We start from the raw sequence: 12,672 nt of genomic DNA, 5'->3' as shown, positions 1-12,672 counted from the left end.
TAAGGAAACGCCAGCCCTTGTAATGAAATTGTTAAGCGGCTAGCAGAAAGGAGATTAGCGAAAAATTTTTCTTGATTTCCGCCAATGAGTAAGGGTTAATCATCAGCCAGATCCGCAACCAAAACGATGTAATGACTAAATCAGCTACGGAAAAAACAGTACAGGTCCGTGACCCTGTTGCGACACAAAATCGGATCCTGAAAGCCGCGAAACGAGAGTTCGCGCAAAAGGGACTCGGCGGCGCACGCATTGACGTTGTCGCTGAAAAAGCAAAATCAAATAAGCGTATGATTTATCACTATTTTGGTAGCAAGGAGCAGCTTTTCCAGAAAGTGGTCGAAGATTCCTACCTTGATATTCGTGCCGCGGAAAAAAAATTAAATCTCGACAGTCTGGAGCCGAAAGAAGCGGTTGAAGCGCTGGTCAGGTTTACCTGGAACTACTACCTGAAAAACCCGGAGTTTCTGACGCTGGTGAACAGCGAAAACCTGCATCGCGCCGTACATCTGAAAAAATCAGTGGCGATCAAGTCGGCACAGAAATCAATGGTTACCCTGATGGAGGGGATTCTGCAGCGCGGTGTGGAGCAGGGTGTTTTCCGGGCGGGCGTTGATGCTGAACAGCTGGTGATCACCATTGCGGCGGTCAACTATTATTACTTCAATAATAAATATACCGGCGCCATTCTGTTCGATCGCAATTTCATGGATGCTGATTCCCTTCAGCAGCGCCTTGATTTTAACGTCGAAACGATAATGCGGATATTACAGCCCTGATATCCGCATCGCTTTGCTCATTCAGAGAGAGACGACCGCGGGGCTGTCGACTTTCGGGCAGAATTGCATACGCTGCAATACATCCTGCTCGAGGTTAACCCCGCTGACGATTGCCGCCAGCTCCACGCCTTCTTCCGTCAGCCGGAAAATGGCGCGCTCCGTAACGTACAACACTTCCTGTCCGCGTTTTATGGCTTCCGGCCCGCTGAAAGTGATATGGCGAACTTTCCGCACCAGTTTGGGAATTTGCCCATGGGACTCGATCTGTAAACGCGCACCCTGCTGGCACACCTGTAGGCCTTTTGCTTCGAAGGTGCCGCAGAAAACGACCTTTTTGGCACCGCAGGTAATATCGATAAAGCCGCCCGGTCCGACGATAGTGTCGCCCAGCTGCGAAACGTTGACATTCCCTTCAGCGTCCATCTCGCCCATGCCGAGGAAGGTGATATCCAGCCCGCCGCCGCTAAACAGATCGAACTGATCGAGCGAGCTGACAATGGCATGCGGATATTTTGCCGCGCCGAACAGCGCGCCGTCGAGAAGCTGGCCGTTGTGAATGCCTTGTTCCACCATTTGCCAGCAGGAGTCGACCAGCGATTTGTCCGCCATGGCTGAGATCCCGCCGGGGATGCCGAACCCATAATTGACCCGCATATTTGGCTTCAGCTCCCGTACCGCCAGACCCGAGATCAGGCGGCGAATGCCCTCTGCCGGCGCGTCGAGCGGGTGTTCATCCGGCGGGGCGACCTGTCCGGAGATGGCCGGATCGTATTCGGCAAGATAGCTCTGCCACTGCGCCGGGCATTCAACGATATGGTCGATCATCACGCCGGGAACGGTGACCTTACGGGCCGGGACAAAGTGCTGATCGGCGGTGGATTTCACCTGGGCGATAACCATCCCACCGTTGTTGTGTGCTGCTAAGGCGACGGCATAAGTATCCAGCTCCGCGGGCTCTTCGCTGGTGGATATGTTCGCCACGACGTCCGCCTGCGATCCGTGAATCACCGCAACATCCACTTTAAACGGTTTGTAATGCAGCCAGGTTTTACCGTCGAGTTCAATACGCGAAACGATATCCTCGCAGGTGATGTCATTGCATTTGCCACCGCTTATCAACGGGTCGACAAAAGTGCCCAGCCCGACGCTGGAAATGACGCCCGGTCGCCCGGCGCCGCTTTCGCGATACAGCGTCATGATGATGCCGGTGGGCAGACAGTAGGCCTCGATCTCATTGTCGCGGGCCATTTTTTGTAGCTCGGAAGACCATGACCAGTGGCCGCCGATGATCCGTTTCACCAGTCCCGGTATAGCGAGGCGGCCAAGACCGGATCCTTTGCCATTGCCAATCCCTAAAGCATGAATCAGGGTGAGATTCCGCGGATGTCCGGTTTCGCGGTAGCGCGTCGCGATGGCCGCCATGACGTAGTCAGACTCCAGCAGGCCGCCGCCGGAGCCGGTGAAGGCAACGGTGGAGTTATCTTTAATCAAAGCAACCGCTTCTTCGACGCTTTTTAGTTTGCCATGCATGCTCGTTATCCTCGTTGAACTCAGTACAAAATAAACTAACTAGTTAGTTACAATTGCAGAAAGTAAAAGCCGGATCAACGTCATTAATGCCGCTTTGTTATCCAGGTAACATTTTCACAACATTCGTTTTGATATAACTATCTTGTTAGTTAATTAAACTCTAAACCTGCAGGAGCACAGACATGGATCCATCACAGAAGAATGCGTTTGGCCGTACCGCTGTTCAGGTTACGGCAATGGGTTACGGTGCCGCGCCAATTGGCAATATTTTCCGTCCCATCAGTGAACAAGAATCGCAGAACATGATTCGCCAGGCGTGGGACAACGGTCTGCGCTATTTTGATACCGCGCCGCTGTATGGCCATGGCCTGAGCGAAGCGAGGATTGGCCACGGTTTGCGCTGGTATCCACGCGATGAGTATGTGTTGTCCACTAAGGTCGGTCGTCTGCTGAAGCCGAAAAAACGTAGCGAAATTGATTCCGGGGTGTGGGTCAACCCGCTGCCGTTTGAGGCGGTCTTTGATTACTCCTATTCGGCAACGATGCGATCCATCGAAGACAGTCTGCAGCGCATGGCGCTGGAGCATATCGATATCGCGTTTATTCACGACTGCGACTTTTATACTCACGGGGATAAACAGCCGCACTACTTTCGTCAGGCGATGGATGGCGCATGGCGCGCGCTGGCGCAGCTGCGCGATGAAGGCGTGATTAAAGCGGTAGGGATGGGCGTCAATGAATGGCAGGTGTGCCATGCTGCGCTGCAGGAAGCCGACTTTGACTGTTTCTTGCTGGCCGGGCGCTATACGCTGCTGGAACAGGAGGCGTTAAAAGCGTTCCTGCCGCTGTGCGAAGAGCGTAATGCGGCGGTGGTGATTGGCGGGGGATTCAACAGCGGGATACTGGCGACCGGGGCGGTTGAGAACGCGAAATATAACTATGGCCCGGCCAGCCCGGCGATTCTGCAAAAAGTCAGCAAAATTGAAAACGTCTGCCGCGATTATCACGTCAGTCTGCCAGCGGCCGCGCTGCAGTTTGTCCTGGCTCACCCGGCGGTGCCCACGATTATTCCCGGCACCCGCACGGTAGTGCAGTTGGAAAACTGCCTGGAGTGGATTGCCGCGCCGATCCCGGATGATTTCTGGCGTACGCTGCAACAACAGGGCCTGCTGGATGAAGGGGCGCCGACGCCAGCCGACCGCAAAGCCTGAGTGACCCGGGAAGGCAAAAAAGGTGCTCATCAGGAGCACCTTTTTTATTGTCATCCCTACACCACCTCCTGGGGAGGTGGTGATTGATTCTGCCGTCTTATCCGTGCGGCGAAAATCTTACTCCTCGGCAATACGTAGCTGAATTTTCAGGTGCTGCGGATGAGCGAGCAGGGTGGAGAAAACCTGCTGAATATCCTCCAGCGGGTGAACGGACTCGCGGAACGGGGCGGTAATAAAACGTTGATGGCTCAGCAGATGCAGCGCCTGGTGCATATCTTCCCCCATCCCGGCCACGCTGCCCTGAATCCTTTGCTCCTTTAAAATTATCTCCAGCGGTTTAATGGCTATCTCGGTTTCCGCATCGGTTAAACCGAAGGCCAGCAGCCGTCCGCCTGGGCGCATAAACGTCAGCGCCTGTTGATACAATTCCGGATGGCCGACGCTTTCGATGACCACGTCGGCGCCGCGTCCCTCCGTGAGCGCCTTGATCTGCTCCAGCGCGCGTTCGGGGTCGGTGATGACGCTATCCGCACCGCACTGTCTGGCGAGCTCGGCCCGCTGCGGATTCAGCTCCACGGCAATAATCGGCGCGGCGCCCAGCAAACGCGCCATCTGAATATGCATGTTGCCCACCGGGCCCGCGCCAATCACCACCACGGACTCTGCCACGCTGAGGCCGATTTTTTTACTGGCGCGCACCACGCAAGAGAAGGGTTCGGTCAGGCAGGCAACGCTATCCGCAATCTCATCGCCGATCGGGATCACCAGACGGGCTGGAATCGCCACATACTGCGCAAACGCGCCGTGGGTGTGAATGCCGAGCTGGCGGATCTCCGGGCAGTTCAGCAGTTCGTTGCGCCGACAATAATAACAGTGGCCGCAGCCGATATTGATATCGGCGACCACCCGCTGGCCCGGCGTCAGAGTCGAGACCTGGCGACCAATGGCAACAATTTCCCCGCTGAACTCGTGGCCGGGAATTAACGGCAGCTTATCCTGGGAGTAATGGCCATTATAGATATGAATATCGGTTCCGCAGATTGAACAGCGGGTGACGCGAATCAGTACCTCGTCGTCGCCGTAGGCGGGGACCGCAACCTGGCGTATTTCGAACGTTTTCGGTGCCGTCAGCACCGCGGCCTTCATTAATTTGGGGATCATCGCCTGCTCCGGTTATTTAACGGTGGAAATTTTGGCGCGATCGATGGTCATCGCGATCGCCGCAATCATCAGCACGCCGAAGAAGATCTGCTGCGCCTGCGCTTCGACGTTCAGATAAGTCATACTGGTACGAATAACGGCCACGATGAGGGTGCCGATAAGCGTGCTCAATACGCCGCCCACGCCCCCGGTCAGCGGCGTGCCGCCCAGCAGCACCGCAACGATGGCCGGTAGCAGGAACTGGTCGGCCATGGTCGGCGATGCGCCGGAAAGACGCGTCGCCAGCAGCACCCCGGCGGCGGCGGAGAACGCGCCGGCAATGGCGAAGGTGATAATCTTCACCTTGATAACCTTCACGCCGCTGGCGAGCGCCGCGGACTCGCCGGCGCCAATCGCCTTCATGTGGCGTCCCAGCGCGGTGCGTCTTTCCATCAGCAGGGCCAGCAGCAGCAGTACCGCCGCGATAATGATTTCCATCGGCAGCGTAAAGACAGTGGAGGTCATCCAGCCAACCGTCTGGCTGCGAATATCCCCTGGAATATAAAACGCGCGTTGTCCGGAAATGACCTGTCCGCTGGCATAGGCAATTCCGCCGACGGCGAGCGTGGTTATGAATGACGATATTTTGAAGCGGGTATGTACCCAGCCGGAGATCGCGCCGAACAGCGCGCCGACCGCCAGGGTGAGCGGAATCGCCAGCACGCCGGTTTGCGACAACAGAATGACCAGCACCACCGTTGACATACTGGCAATCGACTGGGCGGATAAATCTATGCCGCCGATATAAATCACAAAAGTCATGCCAATCGCCATAATAAACAGCGTCGACGCATCCTGCAGGAGCTGGAATATATTGTCGGGTTTAAGAAAATCCGGGTTATAGAGGCTGACGAGGGCGACTAATACCACCAGGGTCAGAATGGGTAAATAACGGGTGATTTTTTCACGCCCGGTTAACGGCGGCCGGGTCGGGCTGCCGGTATTATTTTTTGTCGGCACTGCTAATAAATCAGAACGGGTGATTTTCATGGAGATTTGCCTTAATAACCTAGACGAAGTGCTGCAATAATTCATATTGCTCCGGACGCTTCTCTTCACAGCCGGTGAACTGATATCTCAGCTGGCCGTCCTTAAAAATAGCGATGGTATGGGCGAGACCGATGGCCTCCTCCAGAGAATCGGCGATCAAAATGACGCCGCATTGTTCATCGGTGAAGTCGCGGACTAAGTCGTAGACATCCTCTTTGGCGCCGATATCGAGGCCGCGGGTAGGGTGGTCGAGCAGGATGATTTTCGCCTCGGCGGTTCGCCATTTAGACAGCACCACCTTTTGCTGATTGCCGCCGGAGAGCTTGCCGCACTGTGTATCAATGCTGGCGGTTTTAATCGACAGCTTTTTAACCCACTCATTGGCCAGCTGGCGCTCGTGATGCACCTGCAGCAGTCCGGCGCGGGAATAGTCCTGCAGGTTGGCGAGAGTGATGTTTTCCACCACTGACATTCCTTCGACGATACCCTCGATTTTGCGCTCGCGCGGGATATATCCCACCCCTTCAGCGATGCTGTGCGTGGGGCTGAATTTACGTACCGCTCTACCGTTGAGGAGCACTTCTCCCTGCTCGGGCTGCAGCAAACCGAAGATGGTGCGGATAATCTCTTCGGTACCTGCCCCTTCGGTGCCAACCAGCGCCAGCACTTCGCCGGCGTGCAGCGACAGCGAGACATTCTGATAATGGCCCGGTAATGAGATATTTTTTAACTCTACGAGGGTGGTCGCTTTATGAATGCCATGCTTGCGATGCTCGCGATAATAGCGTTCATCAATATCCCGACCGACCATCTGGCGCTGAATATTCACCACATCAAAACGGTCGCGGGTGAGCATATCCATGACCTGCCCGTCCTTCATCACGTAGATGCGGTCGGAAAGGGTCATCACTTCGTCAAGACGATGCGAAACAAAAATGAAAGAGGCCCGGCTTTTTAGCTCTCTGACCAGCGCAAACAGCAGCTCTATCTCCTGGGCAGGTAACACCGAGGTCGGCTCATCGAGCAGGATAATTAAATGGCCGCTGCTCCTCTCCTCGAGAGTTAAAACCTTCGCCAGCTCTACCAGCTGACGTTGGGTAAACGAAAGCTCTGAGGTGATTGTTTTCGGGTCGATATCCAGTTTGACTTTCGCCAGCTGCTTTCTGGCGGCGGCCGCCATTTTTTTCCAGTTAATCACCCCAAGTTTTTTAAACGGTTGTTCAAAGCCGAGGAAAATATTTTCCATTACGCTCAGATTGGAAATTAGCGACTGCTCCTGAAACACCATCCCGATACCTTGCATCATGGCATCGCGCGGTGAGCGAAATACCACCGGCTGGCCATTAATCAGCACTTCACCTTTATCGTGCTGATAGGCGCCATATATGATTTTCATCAGCGTAGATTTTCCGGCGCCGTTTTCACCGACTAATCCAACAATTTCTCCGGGATTAATTTGCAGATTAATATTTTGCAAAGCCAGAACGCCCGGAAACGATTTACCAACATTTTTGAATTCAAGCATAATCGTCACTTCACTATTTGCAGACGTTTACGATTAGTGACTAATGCCACCGAGATAATAACTAACGCGCCTAAAACGCCCTGCTGGATATAGGTCGGGAAACCGACCAGCACCATGCCATTGTTAATCACGTTGATAATCAGCACGCCGATCAGGCTTTGCCATACGCCGCCGTTGCCGCCCATTAAGGAGGTACCGCCGACGACCACGGAAGTGATGGCGATAAAGGTGTAACCGTCGCCCAGGTTGCTGGCGACCGACCCCAGGCGGGCCACCGCAAAGACGGCGCCCAGGCCGTAAAAGACCCCGGCCAGCGCAAAGCCGAGCACGCGAATACGTTTTACCGACAGACCGGACGCGTAGGCCAGGTGCTCGCCGCCGCCGACCGCATAAAAATTACGTCCCAGCGCGGTATAGCGTTGAATAAACCAGGCGCACAGCAGGGCCGCCCCGGCGAGATAGACCATCAGCGGGAAATCAAAAATGCGTTCGGTCAGCAGGAGCCGGAATGTCCGGTCGGGCAGGGGAATGCGTTCGCCGCCGGTAATCACCATGGTGACACCAATTAAGCTGAAACCAATTCCCAGGCTGACCAGGAACGAGGGGATTTTTAGCGTGACGTGAATCAGACCATTAATGAGCCCACAGGCGGCCGAAATAAGAATCGCTGCGGGGATCGCTAAATAACCGAGTTCGCTAAAGCCGCCCAGCTTCACCATAATAATGGCCAGCATCGAACCGCAGAAAGCCATAATGCCTTCAATTGACAGGTCGATCGAACCCATAATGATGATAAACGTCACGCCAATCGCGATCATTAACGGCGCGGCGCTGGCGGTCAGTAAACGCGAGAAATTACGCACCGATAAAAATCCGGGATAAATCACGCTGATGATGGTGCACAGGAGCAGCAGCACCATCAGCGGCGCCCATTTGCGCAAAAACTCTTTATAGCTTGAATGTGATGACATGTTCGACCTTCACTCATTGAATGTATAACGTCTTCATTGAGAATAAATTTTCGCAGAAGGGGGAATACTATAATTTGCGATACTGAATGGGGCCTTTCGACGCCTGCCAGAAATTGTTCCAGTCGACCACCGGCGTATTCACGATATTCTCCTGATACCATTTCTGCGCGTCATCTTTGGTTATCATGATCGTCGGGCCATAAAATTCGCGATGCTCATGCGGTTCGGCGGATGGTTTGAAGCTGCCGATAGCCGCATGGTGAGCCAGGGAAAGCGCGATGCCGCCGGCCCAGTAGGGGTCAGTGCTCACGGTGCAGAGTATTTCACCGCTGATGCACAGCTTGACGGCGTCCGGGGTACCGTCGTAGGAGACAATGGGTATCTGCCCCGCGAGGCCTTCAGCGCGCAGCGCTTCAATAATGCCGAGAGTCATGCTGTCGTTGGAGGAGAAAATACCTTTGATATCATCCCCGAAGCGGGTGAGCATCGTTGACATCATGTCGTTGGCTTTTGACGTACTCCAGTCCGCATCCTGCCAGTCCAGCAGCTTGATATCCGGATTCTCCTTCAGCTTGTGCATCAACCCCGCTTTGCGTTCAATCGCCGGGACGTTAGAGGCGATACCGCCCAGCCCGACAATCCCGCCCTTTTTGCCCATCGCGTCAAACAGCAGCTGCGCGCACTGCTGGGCCGGTTCGAAATCAGACCAGCTGATATGGGCGACGTAGTTGTCGCCAAAATCCCACGGATGCAGATCGTCGGTTTTGTTCCAGATAGTGGTAATAAATGCGCCGCGCTGCTGACAGGCCGTCACCACCGCCCGGGCGTTAGGGGCATCGTTCGGATCGCAGCCGATCGCCAGCTTCCCTTCGGTTTTCGAGAGCAGGGCTTTGATATCAGAGAGCACCTTCTCGTTATTACCGCCGTTAATCAGACTCACCATCGGCGAGTTTTGCGTCTTCGCATAAGATTGCCCCCCGGCGGCAATCGCGTTCCAGTAGGAGTTATCAGGATCGCGGTAGCCCCAGGCCAGAGTGAAATTCCCCCCTTCGGCAGCCATGGCTTTCGACAGTGGGCTGATAAGCGGGAGCGCAGCCATGCCGCCGATGCCAAGGGCGCTTTTCAGCAGGAATTCACGTCGGCTAATCACGCTTTTTTCAACGAATTTTTTAATAAATGACATAGCGATATTTCCTGTCTTTTCGGTTCACATGGAGGATCGTTTCTGGTGATAAAACGCGTAACATGTAAATAACTAATTACTTACAAGTTGAGGATATATCATCCAGGAAAGTAATTGGCAATGAAGGGGGAGAGAGACAGTTTGCCTGGCGTTTTCATCTGATTAGGAATTATCTAGTTATTTGTTTTTACTGATAATTTATGAATGTACCGTTGGCAAATGCGTCAGCGCCGGTGTGACGGTTCTTTGCCAGCGAATTACTCTTATCGCTATGATTTATATTGTTTTTGTTGTTATTTTTCTGCGGGCGGTGTTTTGCTTGCGTTTGGGAGATCAGTCACAAAGATTTTGCTGACGATCTTGCCCTCAACTCCGCTATCTACCTGGATCGCATATTTGACATTTGTAAGTAACTATTTATTTACAAGTGGCGAGAGCCGTCGCTATGATTTCGGCGTATGCTCAACCAACAATGGGACGAAAAAATGACGGTTAAAACACGACAGGTTGCGTTTATCACCGGCGGGGCTCGCGGCATTGGTTTTGAGATTGCTGCGAAGCTGGCGCAGGCCGGTTTTGATATTGCGCTGAATGATTATCAGGATTCCGCCACGCTACAGGCATCCGTAGCGCGGCTGGAAGGTTGGGGGGTGAATGCGGTTGCGATCCCCGGGGATGTGGCGGATATCAGCCTGCACGACAGGATGCTGGCGCGGGCGGAAAATGCGCTAGGACCGTTGACGACGTTCGTGAATAACGCCGGCGTCTCGGTGACCAGCCGCGGCGATCTCCTCGACGTGACGCCGGAAAGCTACGATCGCTGTCAGGCGGTTAACGCCCGCGCCACGTTCTTCCTCTGTCAGGCTTTTGCCAGACGCCTGCTGGCGCGCACCTGCCAGCCAGAACTGCACTACAGCCTGATCGTGGTCTCTTCTTCGAACGCCTCCGCGGCCTCCATCAATCGCGGAGAGTACTGCGTGTCGAAAGCCGGGGCGGCGATGGTGGCGAAACTGTTTGCCGCGCGACTGGCGCAGGCCGGAGTGCAGGTTTTTGATATCCAGCCGGGGCTGATTGTCACCGAAATGACCCAGCCCTCGCTGGCCATGTATCAACAGCGCGTTGATGAAGGCTTAACGCTGTTGCCGGAACTGGGGACTCCCGCTCAGATAGGCACGATCGTGACCACCCTCGCCAGCGGGGGAATGCCCTATTTAACCGGTCAGGTGATTAGCGCCGATGGCGGAATGCTGGTTCCCCGTTTCTGATTTAAGCAGGTAAATGCGATGAAAATAATTATTGCCCCGGACTCCTTCAAGGAGAGCCTCTCCGCCAGCGCGGTGGCTGATGCTATCGAACGCGGTCTGCGCAGAGCGCTGCCAGATGCGGAATACGTGAAACTGCCGATCGCCGATGGCGGCGAAGGCACGGTTGACGCGCTGATTAATGCCACCGCCGGACAGCTGATTTTCGTCCCGGTTACCGGGCCGATGGGAAGGCCGGTGAACGGTTTTTTTGGCCTGCTGGGGGATGGGAAAACGGCGGTCATTGAAGTGGCCGCCGCCTGCGGTTTGCAGTGGGTGGCGCCGCAGGAGAGGGACCCGCTGATAGCGACCAGCTATGGGGTCGGGGAGCTCATTCGCGCGGCGCTGGATCGCGAGGTCGACAAAATCATTATTGGTCTGGGCGGCAGCGCCACCAATGAGGGGGGGATTGGCATGCTGCAGGCGTTGGGCTGTCGCTGTACCACCGCCGGCGGAGACGAGGTCTCGTGGGGCGCCGGGGGACTTGATCAACTGGCTGAGATTGATTGCTCCGGTCTCGATCCGCGATTAGCCGGGGTAACGTTCCAGCTGGCCTGCGATGTGAACAATACGTTGCTCGGCGAGCAGGGCGCTACGGCCGTTTTTGGTCCGCAAAAAGGGGTGACCGCGCACACGGCGCTGAGAATTGAAAACAACCTCGCCCGGGTCGCCAGCGTTCTCAGGGGCCGCTCCGGAACGGATATCGCCAGCCTCAAGGGCGGTGGTGCGGCCGGCGGAATGGGCGCTACGCTGCAGGGGATACTGGGAGCCGATATCTCCAGCGGCATCGATCTTGTGCTCAACACGCTTAACTTTGATGAGCAGGTGCGCGGGGCCGATCTGGTGATTACCGGTGAAGGGCGCCTTGACGCCCAGACCAGTCGCGGCAAAGGGCCTGCCGGCGTGATCAGCCGTGCGCATGCCCACGGTTGCCCCAGTATTGCGCTGGCCGGGTCGCTCGGCAGTGGTTATGAAGCGCTGTACGCGCTCGGGCTCCGTTCGGCATTTTCGCTGGTTCCTGGCATTATCTCCTATGAACGCGCGCTGCGCGAAGCCGCCGCTCTGCTGGAATCGACGGCGTTCAATATTGCCTCGTTGTGGCATCTGGCTGCGAGCCAGGCGGTTTGTCGCCAGCGCCCTCCGTTGAGGGAAAAAGCATGAATATTCTTTATCAGCCCGAGTTTATCCGCGGTTTTGGCACCTATAAACTGCGCGCAGAGAGATTAATGACGGCCCTGGAACAGGCTCTGAACGTGGGCTATCGGGCGATTGATACCGCGCAGATGTACGAAAATGAACAGGAGATTGGGCAAGTCCTGCGTCATCATCCCGTCGCTCGCAGCGAACTTTGTATTACCACCAAAGTGCTGCCGGCGAATTACTCCGCTGAGCGGTTTATGGCTTCGGTGGCGCAAAGCCTGGCGGCATTGAATGTTGAACAGGTGGATGTGTTGTTGCTGCATAGTCCGCCAAAGCAGGATTTCAGCGCCACGTTGCGTTTGCTGGAACAGGCGCAGCGGCAAGGGCTGACGAAATATATCGGCTTAAGTAATTTCTCTCCGCAGCAGATGGTAAGGGCACGTGAAGCCATTGCCGCGCCGCTGGTTGTCAATCAGGTGGAGTTCCATCCGCTGCTGGATCAAAGCAACTTATTGCAGGCCGCGGTCGCTACGCAAATCCCGCTCTCCTCATACTGTTCAATAGCCCGGGGGGAAGTGCTTAAATACCGGCTTATTCAGAGTCTGGCGGAATATTATGCCCGCACGCCGGCGCAAATTATTTTGCGCTGGATTTTACAGTCGGGCGTGCAGTCAAATACCATGTCCTCCGATCCGCAGAGAATGGCTGAGAACTTCGCGATCCTCGATTTTACGCTGTCCCATATCCACATGCAGCAGATAGCCGAATTAAAAAGTGCCAATTATCGCGTTGTGATGGTGTAAGCCGCGTTATGCGGCGGTGTCTGACGGGGAAGGCGAGTATCG

General features: G+C 55.2%; 11 protein-coding genes. 5 read left to right on the top strand and 6 right to left on the bottom strand.

Features of this window, described 5'->3' with window-relative positions:
* The first annotated feature begins 131 nt into the window (after positions 1-131).
* On the top strand, positions 132-776 hold the full coding sequence (locus ROR01S_RS01655) for a TetR/AcrR family transcriptional regulator (protein WP_004864459.1): 645 nt from the start codon (positions 132-134) through the stop codon (positions 774-776).
* A gap of 21 nt (positions 777-797) precedes the next feature.
* Here the strand turns inward: ROR01S_RS01655 and ROR01S_RS01650 are convergent, their stop codons facing one another.
* Positions 798-2,306, bottom strand: coding sequence for an acyl CoA:acetate/3-ketoacid CoA transferase (locus ROR01S_RS01650; protein WP_004864457.1), 1,509 nt, complete (start codon positions 2,304-2,306; stop codon positions 798-800).
* Positions 2,307-2,488: 182 nt separating this feature from the next.
* On the opposite strand from ROR01S_RS01650, the gene ROR01S_RS01645 reads away from it, so the two are divergent.
* Entirely contained in the window at positions 2,489-3,517 is a 1,029-nt protein-coding gene (locus tag ROR01S_RS01645; RefSeq protein ID WP_064359036.1) for an aldo/keto reductase, read from the top strand.
* A gap of 117 nt (positions 3,518-3,634) precedes the next feature.
* Here the strand turns inward: ROR01S_RS01645 and ROR01S_RS01640 are convergent, their stop codons facing one another.
* The 5 genes from ROR01S_RS01640 to ROR01S_RS01620 form a co-directional block, all read right to left on the bottom strand.
* The gene (locus tag ROR01S_RS01640; protein WP_064359035.1) at positions 3,635-4,678 is read right to left on the bottom strand and encodes a zinc-dependent alcohol dehydrogenase; all 1,044 of its coding nucleotides are present in this window, start codon (positions 4,676-4,678) and stop codon (positions 3,635-3,637) included.
* Between the two features lie 12 nt (positions 4,679-4,690).
* Complete coding sequence (locus ROR01S_RS01635) at positions 4,691-5,707, bottom strand: ABC transporter permease (protein WP_004864451.1); 1,017 nt, start codon at positions 5,705-5,707, stop codon at positions 4,691-4,693.
* Between the two features lie 19 nt (positions 5,708-5,726).
* Entirely contained in the window at positions 5,727-7,232 is a 1,506-nt protein-coding gene (locus ROR01S_RS01630) for a sugar ABC transporter ATP-binding protein (protein ID WP_004864448.1), read from the bottom strand.
* Between the two features lie 5 nt (positions 7,233-7,237).
* Complete coding sequence (locus ROR01S_RS01625) at positions 7,238-8,203, bottom strand: ABC transporter permease (protein ID WP_004864446.1); 966 nt, start codon at positions 8,201-8,203, stop codon at positions 7,238-7,240.
* Between the two features lie 67 nt (positions 8,204-8,270).
* Positions 8,271-9,386 carry a sugar ABC transporter substrate-binding protein gene (locus ROR01S_RS01620; protein WP_004864444.1) on the bottom strand — a complete coding sequence of 372 codons (1,116 nt, stop codon included), beginning with the start codon at positions 9,384-9,386 and terminating at the stop codon, positions 8,271-8,273.
* Positions 9,387-9,871: 485 nt separating this feature from the next.
* Here ROR01S_RS01620 and ROR01S_RS01615 point away from each other — a divergent pair, with 485 nt between their 5' ends.
* The 3 genes from ROR01S_RS01615 to ROR01S_RS01605 are packed head-to-tail and all read left to right on the top strand — an operon-like array spanning position 9,872 to position 12,630.
* The gene (locus tag ROR01S_RS01615) at positions 9,872-10,651 is read left to right on the top strand and encodes a 3-ketoacyl-ACP reductase (protein ID WP_004864443.1); all 780 of its coding nucleotides are present in this window, start codon (positions 9,872-9,874) and stop codon (positions 10,649-10,651) included.
* A gap of 18 nt (positions 10,652-10,669) precedes the next feature.
* Positions 10,670-11,848, top strand: coding sequence for a glycerate kinase (locus ROR01S_RS01610; protein WP_004864441.1), 1,179 nt, complete (start codon positions 10,670-10,672; stop codon positions 11,846-11,848).
* Positions 11,845-12,630, top strand: coding sequence for an aldo/keto reductase (locus ROR01S_RS01605; RefSeq protein WP_064359034.1), 786 nt, complete (start codon positions 11,845-11,847; stop codon positions 12,628-12,630). Before ROR01S_RS01610 ends, ROR01S_RS01605 begins: the two co-directional genes overlap by 4 nt.
* Positions 12,631-12,672 lie beyond the last annotated feature (42 nt).

Source organism: Klebsiella ornithinolytica NBRC 105727 = ATCC 31898, from assembly GCF_001598295.1.
Taxonomy (GTDB): domain Bacteria; phylum Pseudomonadota; class Gammaproteobacteria; order Enterobacterales; family Enterobacteriaceae; genus Klebsiella; species Klebsiella ornithinolytica.
This window is presented reverse-complemented; position numbering and strand designations above follow the sequence as displayed.